General features: G+C 68.9%; 10 protein-coding genes. 5 read left to right on the top strand and 5 right to left on the bottom strand.

Features of this window, described 5'->3' with window-relative positions:
• Window positions 1-23: 23 nt before the first annotated feature.
• Window positions 24-947 carry an ArgP/LysG family DNA-binding transcriptional regulator gene (locus tag WNM05_RS13000; protein WP_434627223.1) on the bottom strand — a complete coding sequence of 308 codons (924 nt, stop codon included), beginning with the start codon at window positions 945-947 and terminating at the stop codon, window positions 24-26.
• A gap of 233 nt (window positions 948-1,180) precedes the next feature.
• Here WNM05_RS13000 and WNM05_RS12995 point away from each other — a divergent pair, with 233 nt between their 5' ends.
• Both WNM05_RS12995 and WNM05_RS12990 read left to right on the top strand, forming a co-directional pair.
• A complete protein-coding gene (locus WNM05_RS12995; RefSeq protein ID WP_434627221.1) occupies window positions 1,181-3,556 on the top strand; it encodes an EAL domain-containing protein in 2,376 nt (791 codons plus the stop codon).
• 66 nt (window positions 3,557-3,622) lie between these two features.
• Entirely contained in the window at window positions 3,623-4,258 is a 636-nt protein-coding gene (locus tag WNM05_RS12990; protein WP_434627219.1) for a LysE/ArgO family amino acid transporter, read from the top strand.
• Here WNM05_RS12990 and WNM05_RS12985 read toward each other — a convergent pair.
• Window positions 4,228-5,079 carry a LysR family transcriptional regulator gene (locus WNM05_RS12985; RefSeq protein ID WP_434627217.1) on the bottom strand — a complete coding sequence of 284 codons (852 nt, stop codon included), beginning with the start codon at window positions 5,077-5,079 and terminating at the stop codon, window positions 4,228-4,230. The genes WNM05_RS12990 and WNM05_RS12985 overlap by 31 nt on opposite strands.
• Before the next feature lie 110 nt (window positions 5,080-5,189).
• Between WNM05_RS12985 and WNM05_RS12980 the strand changes: the two genes are divergently transcribed.
• The 3 genes from WNM05_RS12980 to WNM05_RS12970 all read left to right on the top strand — a co-directional run bounded on the left by WNM05_RS12980 (window position 5,190) and on the right by WNM05_RS12970 (window position 7,359).
• Window positions 5,190-5,912: an SDR family oxidoreductase gene (locus WNM05_RS12980; protein ID WP_434627215.1), complete on the top strand. Its 723-nt coding sequence runs from the start codon at window positions 5,190-5,192 to the stop codon at window positions 5,910-5,912.
• Between the two features lie 185 nt (window positions 5,913-6,097).
• Window positions 6,098-6,643: a hypothetical protein gene (locus WNM05_RS12975; protein WP_434627213.1), complete on the top strand. Its 546-nt coding sequence runs from the start codon at window positions 6,098-6,100 to the stop codon at window positions 6,641-6,643.
• Window positions 6,644-6,645: 2 nt separating this feature from the next.
• A complete protein-coding gene (locus WNM05_RS12970; RefSeq protein WP_434627212.1) occupies window positions 6,646-7,359 on the top strand; it encodes a hypothetical protein in 714 nt (237 codons plus the stop codon).
• Between the two features lie 3 nt (window positions 7,360-7,362).
• On the opposite strand, the gene pbpC is transcribed toward WNM05_RS12970, so the two are convergent.
• The 3 genes from pbpC to WNM05_RS12955 form a co-directional block, all read right to left on the bottom strand.
• Window positions 7,363-9,525, bottom strand: a complete 2,163-nt coding sequence (pbpC, locus tag WNM05_RS12965) for a penicillin-binding protein 1C (RefSeq protein ID WP_434627210.1) — start codon at window positions 9,523-9,525, stop codon at window positions 7,363-7,365.
• Between the two features lie 407 nt (window positions 9,526-9,932).
• Entirely contained in the window at window positions 9,933-10,370 is a 438-nt protein-coding gene (locus WNM05_RS12960) for an HIT family protein (RefSeq protein WP_434627208.1), read from the bottom strand.
• Window positions 10,371-10,420: 50 nt separating this feature from the next.
• Window positions 10,421-16,105: an alpha-2-macroglobulin family protein gene (locus WNM05_RS12955; protein ID WP_434627206.1), complete on the bottom strand. Its 5,685-nt coding sequence runs from the start codon at window positions 16,103-16,105 to the stop codon at window positions 10,421-10,423.
• Window positions 16,106-16,161 lie beyond the last annotated feature (56 nt).

The following is a 16,161-nucleotide window of genomic DNA, read 5'->3' as shown; positions in this document are numbered from 1 at the left end:
GACCTTGTCAATGCGGTCCGGCGCTATTGTCCGGCCACGGCCGCGCCTGCGTCCTTGTCCTGGCGCAAACGGCGGCGGCAATAGGCCAGCATGGACTCGGTCAGCGCCTGGGACAGCCGCGATTCCACGCGCCAGTGGTGCCAGTACAGCGGGATGTCTATGTAGCGGCCGGGGAACAGGTCGACCAGCCTGCCGCTGCTCAGATCGTCGTCCAGCATCAGCTCCGGCAGCAGGCTGTAGGCCAGCCCCTGGCGGGTCAGCTCGACGAAGCCCTGGGCCGACGGCACGGTGAAGCCGGGGAAGCCACCGTCGTAAGCGGCCGCCTGGCGCAGGAACTGGCCGTGCACCGCGTCCTTGCGGCTGAAGATGATGCTGGGCGCGCGCGCCAGCGCGGCGTGGTCGACGCCGCCGCCGAAGTGGCGGGCGGCGAAGTCCGGCGTGGCCAGGCACAGATAGCGCATCGCACCGAGATAATGCTGGATGCCGCCCTGTATCGGCGCCGGCCGGGTGCCGACGCAGCCTATCACATGACCGGTGCGCATCAGCTCGTGGGTGTGGTCCTGGTCGTCGACGACGATGTCCAGCAGCAGATTGTGTTCCGCCAGCGCCGGGGCCACCGCGTCCAGATACCAGGTGGCCAGGCTGTCGGCGTTGACGCCCACCGCCAGCGTGGTGAATTCGCGCGGCCGTGCGCCGGGGCTCAGCTGTTGCAGCAGCTGATTTTCCATCAGCAGCAGCTGCTGGTAGTGCTGCAGCAGCTGGCGGCCGGCCTCGGTGGCCTCCGCCGGGGAGGTGCGGGTCAGCACCGGCTGGCCCAGCTGCTCCTCCAGCTGGCGTATCCGTTGGGAAACGGCGGACTGGGTCAGGAACAGCTTCTTCGCCGCCTTGTCGAAACCGCCGGTTTCGGCCACGGCGGCCAGCGTTTGCAATTGTCGGGGATCGATCACGTTTGAGGTCGCCGCAGCTGGTGAAACAATTGTTCGATTAATAATGCCGTTCGGCTTGCTTAAAAGCCGGCGCCGTGGCATGTTGCAGGCTGCGGCGCGGCAGGCCCTGGCAGGGGGCTTCGCCGCCGCCGCCGACAGACCACAAGATACAAGAAATACCTGCTCCTGGGCAGGTGGGCTCGATTGTAGGGGCGCCGGCGGCGCCCCGGCCACGACAGGCGCAGAAGACTAAGATGCAGACGGACGATATGGCGCTCCTGGCGGGGATGCGCCGCTTTACCGGAATCCGCGCCGAGCAGCTGGCGCGGCTGGCCTTATGCGCCGACGCCTGTTTCGCGCGGCGCGAATTGCTGGCCAAGGAATTGTATTGGTATCTGCTGAAAAGCCCGCGCGAGGCGGAGCTGTTGCAGCGCCATCACGCCGCCGGCCTGGAGGCGGTGGCCGACCGGCTGTTGCGGGAGTGGCGGCGCCTGCTGTTCGAGCCGTTGGACGCCGCGGCCGCGCGGCGGCTGCAGCGTCAGGGCGAACGCTATTGCCGCCTCGGCATAGGCGTCGACTGGCTGTCTGGCCTGTATGAACGCGGGCTGGCCAATCTGGCCGGCAGCCTGGCCGAGGCCGGCCTGCCAGTCGAGTCCGAACATGAATTCTCCCGTTTGTTGCGCAAGCGCGTGTTGCTGGAGCAGATGCTGACCCTGGACGGCTATCAGGGCAATCTGCGCAGCGAGGCCGCCGCGCGCCAGAATCGCCTGCACTCGATGTCCGGCCTGTACGCCGCGCTCAGCGGCCTCAGCCTGGCGCTGGCCGACGGCGCCGACAGGCGCGCCTTGCTGCAGGCCGTGTGCGAGATCTGCGCGCGCGAAGCCGGCTGCGCCGCCGCCTGGGCCGCGCTGCCGGACGACGACGGTCTGCGGCTGGCCGCACTGGCGCACAGCCACGACGCGGTCGGCGGGCCGATGGACGCGCTGATCCGCGGCGGCGGCGAGCAGGGCGGCAATCCGGCCGCGCGCGCGATGCGCAGCCGCAGCACCCAGGTGATCAACGATCTGCGGTCGGAGCCGGCGTTGAGGCCGTGGAACGAGGCCCTGGGCATCGCCGGCGACGGCAGCCTGCTGGTGGCGCCGCTGCAGGTCCGCCAGCAGGTGGTCGGCGTGCTGGCGCTGCACGCCGCCGAGGCCGGTTTCTTCGATCAGACCCGGCTGGCGTTGTTCGACGCGATGGTCCGCGAGACCGGCCGCGCGCTGGAGCGGCAGGAGGCGCTGGAGCGCAGCCACCGCGCCGAGACCGAGCTCGCCTTCCTGGCCCAGCACGACGCGCTGACCGGCCTGCCGAACCGCGGCCAGATGCAGCAGCTGATAGACCGCCTGCTGGCGGCGCGTTTCGGCGGCGGCCAGGTGGCGGTGCTGGCGATCGCGGTCGAGGGCTTTCACGAAGTCAACGCCCGTCTGGGCTACGACGGCGGCGACCTGGTGCTGTGCGAGACGGCGCGCCGCCTGCGCGAGGCCATCTATCCGTTCGGCTACGTCGGCCGGGTCGGCGCGTCGCGCTTCATCGCCTGCTCGGAGCGGATGGACCAGTTGGCGGGCCTGGTGGAGCGCCTGCTGAGGCAGTTGCCGCTGCCGGCGGAGGCGATGGGGACGACAGTGGAGCTGCGTTGCAGCGTCGGCGTCGCGGTCAGTTCGTCCGGGCCGGGCGATGCCGCCAGCCTGTTGCGCCGCGCCGACCTGGCGCTGAGCCGAGCCAAGGAGCAGGGCGGCGGCCACTACCGCCATTACGACGCGGCGATGGACGAGGAAATCCGCAAGCTGCACGCGCTGCGCGGCGCGTTCGCGCTGGCGATTCCGCGCGGCGAGCTGGCGCTGTACTATCAGCCCAAGATCAATTTGCAGACCCGGCGGGTCGAGGGCGCCGAGGCACTGGTGCGCTGGGTGCGCGACGGACGGAATATCGCGCCGGGAGAGTTCTTCCCGGCGATCGAGCACAGCGGGCTGATCCGCGAGCTGGATTGGTGGGTGCTTCGGGAGGCGGTGCGTCAGACCGGGGAGTGGAGACGGCGCGGGCAGGCCATTCCGGTCAGCGTCAACCTGTCCGCCGCCACGCTGAAGCACGAGGATTTCCTGCTGACGCTGGAGGCGCTGCTGGAGGCCCATCCGCTGCCGGCCGGCTTTCTCGAGCTGGAGGTGCTGGAGAGCGTCACCCAGCAGGAGGCCGAGCAGATCACGCCCAGGCTGGAGCGCTGTCGCGACCTGGGCCTGTCCATCGCGCTCGACGATTTCGGCACCGGGGCCTCGTCGCTGGTGCATCTGCAGCAACTGCCGTTCGACACCATCAAGATCGACCAGCGCTTCGTGCGCCTGCTGCTGGAAATGCCCGGCAACGAGGCCATCATCCGCAGCATGCTGGCCTTCGCCCACTACACCGGCCGCAAGCTGGTGGTGGAGGGCGTGGAAAGCCGGGCGATCTGGCAGCGCCTGCTGGAAATCGGCTGCCACGACGGCCAGGGCTACGGCATTTCGCCGCCGCTGGCGGCGCACGAGCTGCCGGAATGGGTGCACGAATGGAGCAGGGCCGGCGAGGATGCCGACATTATTAATTCTTCTTATGCGCCATAATTTTTATTAGTTTTACTTAATACATTGACGCGGCTAATCTGCCTGCAGACTTTTCAGGAGCAGGCAGTGTTCAATTTCAGTGTATTTCTTTCGGCGCTGGGGATTTCCTTCAGCCAGATCGTCGGCATCGGCCCGCAGAACGCCTATGTGCTGCGGCAGGGCATAGGGCGCAGCCACGTGCTGCCCATCGTCGCCATCTGCATCGTCGCCGACATCCTGCTGATCGCCGCCGGCGTGCTCGGCGTCGGCAAGCTGGTAGCCGGCATCCCCGGCTTCGTCGGCGTGGTCACCTGGGCCGGCGCCGCCTTCATCCTGTGGCTGGGCTTCAAATCGTTCCGTTCCGCCTTCCGCGCCGGCGGCATGGCGCTTGACGGCGGCGTCGAGCGCGACCGGAACAGCGCCATCCGCACCATCCTGGTGGTGACGCTGCTCAATCCCTATGTCTGGCTGGACACCGTGGTGCTGATAGGCAGCGTGTCCTCGGTGTACGGCGAGCATGGCGCGCCGTCCTTCCTGATCGGCAGCCTCAGCGCCTCGGTGCTGTGGTTCGGCGCCATCGGCCTGTTCGCCGGCAAGCTGGCGCCGTTGTTCACCAAGCCGTCCAGCTGGCGGGTGCTGGACTGCCTGATAGGCTTCGTCATGCTGTTCACCGCGTCCATGCTGATCTACAACTACGGCCTGTCGGCGCCACTGCCGCTGTAGTCTCCCAGCGCTTCCTTCAGCGCCTGCAGGGCCGGCAACTCCAGCGCCTGGGCCGCGTGGCACAGTCCGACCCGTCGGCTGGGCGTCGCGCCGGCCAGCAGGACGACTCTCAGGCCCGGGTGGTCGCCGGCCAGCGAGGCCGGCAGCAGCGCCACCCCGAGGCCGGCGGCCGCCATATGGGCGGCCAGCCGCAGGCTGCCGGCCCGCGCGGCCACCGCCAGCGCCGGCGCGGCCGCGCCGTGCAGGTCCAGCAGCCGCTGATGGCTGGGATGGTCCTGGCAGACGATCCAGTCCGTCTCGTCCAGCAAGGCCGGGTCCGCCCGTTCGAGCGAGGCCAGCCGGTGGCCCGCCGGCACCGCCAGCACGAAATCCTCTTCCCATAGCGGCAGGAACAGCTCGTCCTCGCAACGCAGATCCTCGGCGGCCAGTCTGGCGTCGCCGCAGCACCCCTCGCGCACGTCCAGCAGGATGGCGGGGCTCGCCCGCCCGGCCCGCGTCAGCAGCGCTTCCAGCTGGCTTCTGCCTATGTCGGCGTCGACGCCCAGCGTCAGCGGCGGACAGTCGCGCCGCTGGCGGAACATCCGCGACAGCGCCTCGGCCTGCGTCAGCAGGCGGCGGGCCTGCGGATACAGCAGCCGCGCGTCTTCGCTGACCGCCACGCCGCGCGGCAGCCGTTCGAACAGGGTGGCGCCCAGTGTCTCCTCCAACTGGCGTATCGTCACCGACAGCGTCGGCTGGGTGACGAACAGCCGCTGCGCGGCCAGCGTGATGCTGCGTTCTTCGAAAACGGCGACAAAGGCCTTCAATTGTCGAATATCCATAGATCCAGCCTATGTCAGTTAGAGATTTTTATCATTTTTCAGCAGTTTGTGCGGCCAATATACTCGTTGGCATCTTCTCTCATCGATAAATTTTATGGAAGGATGATGGTATGAGTAAACCCTTGATCGTGATCACCGGCGCCGGCTCCGGCATAGGCGCCGCCACCGCCCAGCTGTTTTCGCGGGCCGGACACCCCTTGTTGCTGCTGGGGCGGCGTCTGGAGCGTCTGGAGGCGCTGCAACTGCCCGACACGCTGTCCCGCCGGGTCGACGTCGTCGACCGCGCCGCGATGCTGGCCGCGGTGGAGGAGGCCGAGACCCGCTTCGGCCCGGCCGACGCCATCGTCAACAATGCCGGCGTGATGCTGCTGGGCGCGATGGCGAAGCAGGATCCCGACGAGTGGCAGCGGATGCTGGACGTCAACGTCAAGGGGCTGCTGAACGGCATACACGCGGTGCTGCCGGGCATGGTGGCGCGGGGGCGCGGCACCATCATCAACGTCAGTTCCGTCGCCGGGCGCAAGACCTTCCCCAGCCACGCGGTCTACTGCGGCACCAAGTTCGCCGTGCACGCGATCTCGGAAAACCTGAGGGAGGAAGTGGCCGGCAGCGGCGTCAGGGTGATCACCATCGCGCCGGGCGCGGTGGAGACCGAGCTGTTGGGCCACACCACCGACGAGGCGATCAAGGCCGGCTACCAGGACTGGAAGCGGCAGATGGGCGGCGTGCTGGAGGCGGACGATGTGGCCGAGGCCATAGCCTACGCCTACCGGCAGCCGCAGCGGGTCTGCATACGCGAGATCGTGCTGGCGGCGACCGGTCAGGGCGCCTGAAATAGCGGGCGTCCGCGAGGACGCCTGCTTTTCGCCGGCATGATTCGAGGATTTTTCCGTCAAAATCAAATCATGAAATATGCATATTGAGTTTATCTTTTAGCAAAAATAGTTCTTTCAAATTTCAATATCCATATCGCATAACTAAATCTCCGTGACGTTAAAACTCAAAGGAGAAAGAGATCATGACAAGGAAAATCATCAGCTTGCTGGTTCTCGGCGCGGCCTTGGCGGGCCAGGCCGCCTTGGCGATGCCGGTCAACAACAGCTATGTCCAGGCCAGCGCCGGCGAAATCCGAGGCTTCCTCGGCGGCTACTCGCGACCGACGGTCTACCTGGACCAGTACGCCTGCGGCGAGCCGCAACTGAGCGCGATGGCCTGCGGTCCTTACACCATCAGCGTCGGCACCGGCTTCCTGCAGCAGCAGGAGAACAGCTACGGCAACTATGTGGCCAAGTTCATCCTGGCGCATGAATGGGGCCACACCATCCAGTTCACCCGCGGCATCAACCGCCAGCCGCCGATGCAGGAGCTGCAGGCCGATTGCGTCGGCGGCACCTTCGCCAAGTACGCCGAGACCAGTCTGCGCTATCCGAGCTTCATCGAGAACGCCGTCGCCTCGGCGCGCGACGCCGCCGATTACGGCGAGCACGGCACGCCGTCCCAGCGCGACTACTACTCCCGCTACGGCTACGCCAACGGCTTCTCCTCCTGCATGAACCGGATCTGACCATGAAGGGGGCACCGTGGTTGATCGTCGCGGCCGTCGGGACGGCGGTCGCGGCGGCCTGCTTGTGGCAGCCGGGGCGGTCCGGCGCGGCCGCCGCCTCGGCCCGCGCGCCGGTGGCCGTAGCCGATGCGGCGGCGGCCGGCAAGACCGCCGCGGCCGGACGCGGCGCCGACGGCCTCAGCTTCGCCGTCGGCGGCGATCCGGGCCAGCTCGGCCAGGGCGCGGCGGCGCCTCCGCCGGAGACGGCGGCCGAGAAGGCGCGCAAGCAGCAGATGCGCAAGCTCGGCTACCAGATCGAGGCGCGCTACTACCGGATGTCGCTGGCCGAGCTGCGCGAGCAGGCCCGGCTCGGCAATCCGCAGGCGCTGACGCATCTGGCTGAGCGCTATCTGTTCCAGCTGGACGGCCATCCGCGCGAGCCCGACTACGAGCCGGGCTTCCGCTACCGGGACGAGGCGCGCGAGGCCTTGCAGCAGGCGTACGCGCAAGGCAATGCGCACGCGGCGGCGATGATCTCGGAAAGCTATCTGCTGGACAAGCAGGTGGACGAAGCCGCCGCCTGGAATCTGGTGGCGCGCCGCGCCGGCGATACGCTCAGCGCCGACTGGTTCCTGAAGACCAAGGACTACCAGGCGATGGGCGATCAGCAGAAGGCCGCCGCCGCCCAGCGCGCCGATCAGCTCTGGAAAACCCTGCAGCAGCGCAAGCCCCGCTAGCGCTCATCGCGCGGCGCCTTGGCGCGGCTTCGGCCGCAAGGAGGCGCCGCGCACCTCGAACTTCACCGCCTCCACCACCTTGCCGTCGCCGCCGCGCAGTTCCAGCCTGTGCCGGCCCGGCCACGGAAACCACGCCAGCGCGACGCCGCTTCCCAGCTTTTTCCCGTCCAGCCACCATTGCGGCCTGGCGACGCCGCGCGCGCGCAGCACCAGGCGCTGATTGGCCGGCGGAATGTCCGGATCGAGCGCGAACACGCTGCCGTCCACCGGCGCGGCGATGCCCGGCGCCAGGCCGGCGGCGCCGCCCTTCTGCGGCACGATCAGTGTGCGCTCGGTGCCGGCCAGGAACCATTCGGTCCGCGGGGCGGCCACCTCGCCCTGATAGCGCACCGGCCGATGAACCAGGCCGGGCGGAGGCGCCGGCGGCGCCGAGGCCGGCGCCGACTGTTGGGCGCGGTCCAGCACCGTCTGCCATACCGGTGCCGCGCCGTGCATGCCGGACACGTCCCACATCGGCTCGCCGCCGGCGTTGCCGACCCAGCTCGCCACCGTGAAGCGGCGCGAGAAGCCCACCGCCCAGTTGTCGCGCATATCCTTGCTGGTGCCGGTCTTGACCGCGCTCCAGTAGCGGGTGGACAGGGCGCTTTCGAGGCCGAAGGTCAGCGCGCGGGCGGTGCGGTCGGACAGGATGTCGGCGATGATGAAGCTGCTGGCGGCGTCCAGCAGCCGCGCCGCTTTCGGCTTGGCGTCGGCCAGCGTCCAGCGGGGCGGCGTGGACAGGCCCTGATTGGCCAGCGTGCGGTAGGCGTTGGCCAGGTCCAGCAGACGGATGTCGGCGGCGCCCAGCGCCAGGCTGTAGCCGTAGTAGTCGCCGTCCTCGGTCAGGCTGGAAAAGCCCAGCTTGACCAGACGGTCGCGCAGCGCGTTGGGGCCGACCATCTCTATCGTCCGCACCGCCGGGATGTTCAGCGACGAGGCCAGCGCGGTGCGCGCCGGCACCAGGCCCTTGAAGTCCTTCGAGTAATTCTGCGGCGCGTACAGGCCGGCGCCGGTCTGCAGGTCCAGCGGACTGTCGTCCAGCAGCGAGGCCGCGGTCAGATAGCGCTTCTCCAGCGCCAGCTGGTACAGGAACGGCTTCAGCGTCGAGCCGGCCTGGCGCAGCGCGGTGACGCCGTCGACCTGGGCGGCGTTGGACAGGCCGCGGCCGCTGGAGCCTACCCAGGCCAGGATGTCGCCGCTCTGGTTGTCCAGCACCACCAGCGCGCCGTCCTGCACATTGCGCTGCGACAAGGCCGCCAGATGGCGGCGCAGCGCGGCGGCGGCGAAGCGCTGCAGCGGCAGGTCCAGCGTGGTGCGTATCCTGTCGCCGGCCGCCAGGCGGCGGCTCTGCAGCAGCTTCTGCGCGAAGTGAGGCGCGTCCTGCTCGGCCAGCGGGTTGGCGGCGCGGCTGCGGGCCAGCGCCTGGGCGGTATGGACGCCGACCACGCCGCAGTCGGGCTTGCGGCCCATGTCCTGCAGGATGCGGCAGGCGCGGGCGGCCACCCGGTCCGGCGAGGCGTTGGGCGCGCGCACCAAGGCCACCGCGATCGCCGATTCCTCCAGGTTCAAGCCGGCCGGCAGCTTGCCGAACAGCGTGGCCGACAGCGCCGACAGGCCGACCAGCTCGCCGCGGAAACCGACCAGGTTCAGATAGGCCTCCAGTATCTGCGCCTTGGTCCAGTGTTTCTCCAGCCAGCCGGCGGACCAGCTCTGGCCCATCTTCTGCCACAGGCTGCGCCCGCCCTTGGCCGCCTTCAGATCGTCGTCCAGGAGGCCGGCCAGCTGCATCGTCAGCGTCGACGCGCCGCGGGTGCGGCTGTTCCACAGATTGCCCCAGGCCGCCGCCGCGACGCCGGACCAGTCGACGCCGCTGTGCTGGTAGAAGCGTCTGTCCTCGGACAGCACCAGCGCATGGCGAAAGGCCGGCGAGGTGTCGGTCAGCGCCACCCAGTCCATCCGCCGCGCCTGCCTGTCGACGCGGATGCGCTGCAAAACCTGGTCGTGCCGGTCCAGCAGCACCGCGTCCGACGGCCTCCAGCCGGCTTTCACTTCCTGGAAGCTGGGCTGGCTCCAGGCGGGGGCGGACAGGGCGGCGAGGACGACGATGACGGTGCTGGCTTGGATCACGGCTTTTGCTTTTTCATTGTGGGTGAGGGGCGGTCTGGTCTGATGCTAATGGTTGCTGCCTTGGGCGTAGGCCGTAGTTTAAGGCTTTATGGAGTCCGCTTCGCGGCCAAATATCTAGGTGCCGGTTCCGCCCGGCGGGCAGACAGGGGCTGTACGGCCAGCCCCTACGCTGAGCGAATCAACGATTCGCACGCTTGCAGCCCCGGGCCGCCCCTCGGCCCGCGAAACCCCGACAGCGCCGGGCAGGGCGTCGCCGGAACTAGTCGCGCGCCAAGGTCGCGCGGCGTCGAACAGCCGGCGACTTAGACCCGCTAACAAAGCCCCTGATCCTGCGTTGCGCCTCCTTGTCGCACTACTTGTACTGCCTGCGTCGGCGCGCCTTGGCTCAGGTACGCTGCGCGGTTTTGTTAGCGGCTCTTAAGACTAAGGTTTTTTGACCCCATCGCTGCTCTCAACGCCCTTGCCGTGCCGTCCAGCCCGTGATTCCGCGGCTCGGCGGGCGCCTCCGAGTAGAATTCCGCGAACGGACGGTCCGCGCGCCTGGGCACGACGTGCAGGTGGAAATGGGCGAGCTCGTTGAAGACGCCGCCGTTCTGGCAGACGGTGATGCCGTCCGGGCGGTACAGCCGCTTGATGGCCAGCGAGACCAGCCTGGCCGCGGCCATGACGGCCGCCGTCTGCTCTTCGTCCAGCTCCTCCAGCTCGACGACGTGCCGCTTGGGGACGATCAAGGTATGTCCTTCCTCGAAGGGCTCGTGATCGAGGAAGCACGCCACATGCTCGTCTTCGTAGACCATGTGCACCGCTTCGCCGCCGTTCGCCAGCCGGCACCCCAGACACGCCATCTTTCGCTCCCGTTTCGATAAAAAGCGGCCTCCCGGAAGAGGCCGCGTGCTCACTTGCCGTCCGTCACCTTGAACGCCGCGTTCGGCAGCATGCCGAACACGTCCGGCGCGTACATCGCCTCGACGCGGGTCGGCGGCAGCTTGAAGGTGCCGGGGTTGTTCAGCCGCATCGTGTACTCGACCTTCAGCTCGCCGCGCGGCACGTAGCTGTAGTAGGCGCGGTAGCCGGCGAAGCGGCGTTCGATGTAATCGGCGTAGTCGCCGCCGCTGCCGGACTTGGCGTCTATCGCCGAGTCGCGGCCCAGGCCGCCGCCCTGTATCGTCGCGCCGGCCGGGATCGGGTCGTCCACCACCACCCAGCTCATATCGCTCTGGGCCTGGATGCTCAGCGTCACTTTGACCACGTCGCCGGGCTGGTATCGGCCGTCCACCTTCTGGCTGACCGGCGTCAGCGTCTTCTTGACGCTGTAGCCTGCGTAGCGCGCCGCCTTTAGCGGGATGGCGGCCTCGGCCTGGATGGTGGCCCACGGCGAGCCGGCGCCGGCGTGCTTCAACTGCAGGCTGCCGGCGCCGGCCGGCCACGGCAGCAGGCCCAGCAGCTTGACGCCTTCCTGCGGCCAGGACAGGCTCAGGCTGGATTTGCCGAGAATGGCGCCGGTCCGGCCCGTCACCGGCACGGTCTCGAACTGGCGCGAGAACTGCGCCGTCGCCAGCGATCCCCACAGATTGGCGGTGGTCGTGCCCCAGTGTCCCTTTTGCTGGCGGGCCAAGAGGCCGCTCAGCAGCCGCGGCATGTCGGCCTGCCAGTCCGGCAGCTTGCGCACGGCCAGGAGCAGCTTGGCGGCGTTGACGTCGGCCGATCCCATCAGCCACCAGGCGTAGTCGTCGGCCTCGGTGCTGAAGCCCATCTTCGTGCCCTGGTAGCTCAGGCGGGCGCGCAGCAGATTGGAGGCCTCGGTGATGCGGCCGGCGCGTTGCGGGATGTCCGCCGCGCGGTTCAGCAGCGACAGCCAGTCCACCAGCATCGCGGTGCCCATCTTCTTCGGATTCAGCTCCAGCACGTCCAGCATGGCCGGGCGGAAGCGGCCGTAGCGCGACAGCGCGTCCATCGCGGCCAGGCGGCGCGCGTCGGCGTCCTGGCGGCCGGTGGGCAGCTCGCGCTTAAGCCGGCCTTCGACGAAGGCCGACAGGCCGTCCAGCATCTTGCCGCGCGGGCCCTCCGGGATCTCGACGCCGGCCTCGTTGGCGGCCGCCAGCAGATAGCTGGTCAGCACGTCGCTGCCGCGGTCCGGCGCGCCTTCGGCGAGCGGGAAGTAGGCGGCCAGGCCGTTGCCGTCCAGATACAGCGGCAGCTCGCCCATCAGCTGGTTCCAGCGCTTGGCGTCGGACAGGCCGATGGCGATGGAGCTGCGCTGTTCCAGGCAGGCGTACGGATAGTCCTCGAACCAGCGGCGCACGCCGGGCAGGCTGTTGCCCAGCCTGGCCTGCAGGCTGACGCGTATGCCGCCGCGGCCCGGCAGCGCGCCCGGCGGCGGCGCGACGGGGAGGGTCAGCTCGGGCGACACGCGCTGCAGCGTGGCCTGCTCGACCGTCACCGGCACCGCCGGGTCTATCTGTTGTTTGACCGCCAGCTTGTCGGCGGCCTTGCCGTCCACCTGCTGGGCGGCGAAGGTCCATTGGACCTCCTTCAGGCCTTCCGGCACTGTCACGTTCCAGCTGACCAGCCGCGCCTCGCCGACCGGCAGGCTGATTTCCCTGGCCGGCATCGCCGTGAGGCCGGACGCGGCGGCGGATACCTTGACCTTCAGCGGCTTCTCCGCGCCGTTGCGCACGGTGACGCCGGCCTGGAACTGGTCGCCCTCGCGCGCCAGCGGCGGAATGCCGGACGTCAGCTGCAGGTCCTGCGTCACGTTGAAGCCGGCCTCGCCTGTGCCGAACATGTCATTGCCGACATCGGCCACCGCCACCAGTCGGAAGCGGGTCAGCGCGTCGTTGATCGGCACCTTGACGCGGGCGCTGCCGTTGGCGTCCAGCGTCACGCGGGGCAGCCAGACCAGCAGGGTGTCCAGCAGTTCGCGCGTCGGCGCCTTGCCGCCGCCGCCGCCCGGCGGCAGCGATTTGCGGCCGTAGTGGCGCTTGCCGACGACCTCAAGCTGGGCGGTGGCGGTCTCGACGCCGTAGCTGTGGCGCTGGTACATCGCCTGCATCAGCTCCCAGCTGTGATTGGGCTGCAGCTCCAACAGCGCCTCGTCGACGGCGGCGAAGGCCACTTCGGTGCCGGCGGGCGCCGGCTTGCCGCCCGGCAGCTTCACCTGGATGGCGACGTCGGCGGTCTCGCGTATGCCGTAGCTCTTCTTCGCCGGCGTCACCGTCACGTCCAGCCGCTTGGCGGCGTCGCCGACCTGGATCTCGGCGATGCCGTACTTGAAGGCCGGCCGAGACAGGTCGACCAGCGCGGTCGGCGGCGCGTAGTCGCCGCCCTCGTTCCAATAGGCGTCCCACCATTCGGACGGGCTCTTCCAGCCCCAGGTGAAGAAGGAGTACCACGGCACGTCGCGGACCCGGCCGCGCACGGCCAGCACCGACACATAGACATTGGGCGTCCAGTCGGGGCCGACCTTCAGCTCTATCGTCGGGTTCTTGCCCTCCAGTTCGACGACGCGGGTTTCCAGAATGCCCTCGCGCTCTATCGCCAGCCAGGCGGTGGCCTTGCGGAACGGCATCCGCACCTGGAAGCGCGCGGTCTCGCCGGGCAGGTAGCCGGTTTTCTCCGGCAGCACGTCGATGCGGTCGTTGTTGTCGACGTCGAACCACAGCTCGTCCTGGCGGCTGACCCATACCGACTGCGCCGCACGGGCGACGTTGCCCTTGTCGTCGGCGGCCTCGGCGATCAGTTCCATATCGCCGGGGTCCTTCAGATTGATGTCGCAGAACACCAGGCCGCGGCCGTCGGTGGTGCCGCTGCACACCTTGCCGCGCTCGTCGGTCTCCTCGTTGTGGTCCCAGGCGTAGAAGCCGCCGACCAGCCGCTTGCGGCTGGACAGGTAGCGGTGCTCGCGCAGCGTGACCTTGACGTCCTTGCCGGAGATCGGCTTGCCGGCGGTGTCCAGCACCACGGCCTTCAGCCGCAGCGCGCGGCCGGCGGTGATCCAGCTGTCGACGCTGACGCCGACCTGCAGCGCGGCCGGCCACAGAGGCAGGCGGCGGGTGATGGTCTGGGTCTCGCCGTTCGGGTCCCGGTAGGCGGCCTCGGTCACCAGGTCGTAGCGGCGGTCCAGCTTAGGCAGCTTGTCGACGACGGCCTTGCCGTTGCCGTTGGCGTCCAGTTTCAGCGCGGCCTTGTCCAGCAGCACCTTGCCGTCCAGCGAGGCCTCGCTGTTCTCGCGGCCGCGCTGCGGCGGCGAGAAGCTGAAGTCGTCATAGCCCTTGATGCGGGTGTAGGCGTCGGCCAGCATCGCGCTGACCTCGACCGGCCAGTCCTTGGCCGGGCCGCCGTTGCCCCAGGACATCGACACGTTCAACGGCATCGTCTGGGCGCCGATATTGGCGCCCTTGGCGGTGAAAATGCGGCCTGTCATCACCGGCAGGCGGAATTCCTCGACGCGGAAGCCGCCGCTGCGCAGCGAATAGCCGTCCAGTTCCGGGCTGGACGGCTTGCCCTGGTCGGCCGGCCCGCGCGTGCCCTTGCGCTCCAGATACAGCGTGTATTCGCCTAGCTTGGCCTCCTTGGGCAGCGCGTAGCTGCTTTCGGCGTAGCGGCCGGCCCGCCAGCTCAGCGGCAGGCTGACTTCGTCGCCGCTGCCGTCGTGGACGAGGCGCAGCTGCTGCGGCAGCTGGCCGGGCTTCAGCTGCGCCAGCCCCTTGCCGGATTGCACGCGCAGCAGATGCTTCATCGACACCGTCTCGCCGGCGCGGAACAGCGCGCGGTCCAGTATCGTGTGGGCCACGATGGACGGACCGTCGGACAATCCCTGGGTGGGGAAGGGGAAGCGCCACGACTCGATGCCGCGGTTCCAGCCGGAGCGGACGAAGGACACGTCCTCGTTGCCCTGCGCGTCCTTGGCGCGGGCGGTGACGAACAAGCCGGACAATTCCTCGTCGCCGCAATCGCCTCCGGCGGACAGCGGGGCCTTGATCGGCGCGACGCCGTTGTCGCCGGTCTTGCCGCTCCACAGCGCCTGGCCCTTGCAGTCGTAGACGGCGACGCGGGCGCCGGGCACCGGTTTGCCCTTGTCCAGCGTGGTGACCCAGACGGCGGCGTTCTCGCCGGAGCGCTTCAGGTGCACCGCCATATTGGTGACCAGGGCGGCGGTGCGCACATACATGGGCTTGTCCGCGCCCAGCAGCGATTTGCCCAGCAGGCGCGAGGACACCTCCACCACGTAGAGGCCGGGTTTGGGCAGCGGGATGCCGACGACCTCGAACGGCCACTGGCCGTTCTTGTCCGGCTGCGTCGGCAGCTTCAGCGGCACGGCGTCACGGTTCTTGGCCAGCAGCGACACGCGCCGGCTCTCGACGGTCTTGTCCTTGCCGGCCGGCAGATTGCTCTCATGGTAGCGCTGGACTTTGGCCAGCCATTGCATGATGTCGGCGTCGCCGCTGAGGCGCAGCGCCTGGCCGCCCAACTGCACCGATTTGATCTTCAGATTGCCCTCGACGCCGCGCAGCGTGATAGGCAGCGCCGCGTCCGGACCGGCCTCTATGATGCCGAACGGCGCGGCGGAGAATTTGGCCAGCGGCGGGTAGTCGGCGGTCTTGATCGCCAGCGGGAAGCGGCCGGCATTGCTCAGCGGCCGGCCGACCTCGTCGCGCAGCTCCTCGGGCAGCTTAAGCGTCAGCGCGGCCAGCGCCGGAAACGGCGGCGCGAAGCTGACGCTGTCCAGCGGTTCTCCCTTGCTGTGCTGCGGGGCTTCGGGGGCGCGTTCGGCCCCGCCGCCTGCCAGCCGTATCGCCAGCGCCTGTTTCTCCGGCACCGGCGAGCTGAAGTTCAACGTGATCGGCTTGAACGGGATGCAGGCGCCCCTGGCGTTCTCGCGCTGGCAGCTCATCGCGGCGCTGAAGGCCGGGCGTACCTGGTAATCCTGCTTGTCCGGCTGGCCGGCGCCGCGCAGATGGACCAGGGCCAGCTTGCTGTCCGGCGCCAGCCGCTGCGCGCAGCGCACCGTCAGCACCCGTGCGGCGTCCTTCTGCAGATCCAGATGCTTGAGCAGCGCGGCGCGGTCGGCGGCGACCAGCGGCTGCACCGGGATGCGCTCGGCCAGGCTGGACGACTGACAGTACAGCGACGACGGCGAAACGCCGGTCGCGTTGAAGCGCAGCACGAAGGCCTGGTCTTCCTCTATGCGGCCGTCCGACGGCCAGCTGCGCTCGACGATGGGCTGGCCGGTGAAGAAGCGGAAGCTCGCGGCGCCGACGGCGTCGCCCTGCAGGTCCTTCAGGCCCGGTCTGGGGCTGAAGCGGCAGTCGGTATTGGCCGACGGCGTGTCGGGCAGGTCCAGCGCCCAGGTCTTGTCGTCCACCCAATGGCTCTTGCCCTTCAGGCGGCAGCTCCAGCTGAACGGCGCCGGCGCCGCGCTGTTGCCCAGCGCGATCATGCTGCTGGAGAAGGTGGCGCGCACCTGGCGCACTTCCTTGACCTCGCCTTGCGGACTGAAGGTGACGACGCCGGCGGCGGAGGCGACGGCCGGAACGGCGAGCGCGGCGATAAACAGGCTGTGGCGGAACGGTGTTTTCATGGCTTCACCATGGCGAATTGGGGCGGCATCGTCATTCTGTAAGGATATTTTTCCGG

It is taken from the genome of Chromobacterium sp. CV08, from assembly GCF_051129845.1.
Classification (GTDB): domain Bacteria; phylum Pseudomonadota; class Gammaproteobacteria; order Burkholderiales; family Chromobacteriaceae; genus Chromobacterium.
The sequence above is the reverse complement of the archived record's forward strand: the minus strand, read 5'-3'. Positions and strand labels throughout refer to the sequence as shown.

Coding starts and splice junctions, on each gene's coding strand:
- WNM05_RS12995 (WP_434627221.1), top strand. CDS start 1,181: ATGCAGACGGACGATATGGCGCTCCTGGCGGGGATGCGCCGCTTTACC.
- WNM05_RS12985 (WP_434627217.1), bottom strand. CDS start 5,079: ATGGATATTCGACAATTGAAGGCCTTTGTCGCCGTTTTCGAAGAACGC.
- WNM05_RS12980 (WP_434627215.1), top strand. CDS start 5,190: ATGAGTAAACCCTTGATCGTGATCACCGGCGCCGGCTCCGGCATAGGC.
- WNM05_RS12975 (WP_434627213.1), top strand. CDS start 6,098: ATGACAAGGAAAATCATCAGCTTGCTGGTTCTCGGCGCGGCCTTGGCG.
- WNM05_RS12970 (WP_434627212.1), top strand. CDS start 6,646: ATGAAGGGGGCACCGTGGTTGATCGTCGCGGCCGTCGGGACGGCGGTC.
- WNM05_RS12960 (WP_434627208.1), bottom strand. CDS start 10,370: ATGGCGTGTCTGGGGTGCCGGCTGGCGAACGGCGGCGAAGCGGTGCAC.
- WNM05_RS12955 (WP_434627206.1), bottom strand. CDS start 16,105: ATGAAAACACCGTTCCGCCACAGCCTGTTTATCGCCGCGCTCGCCGTT.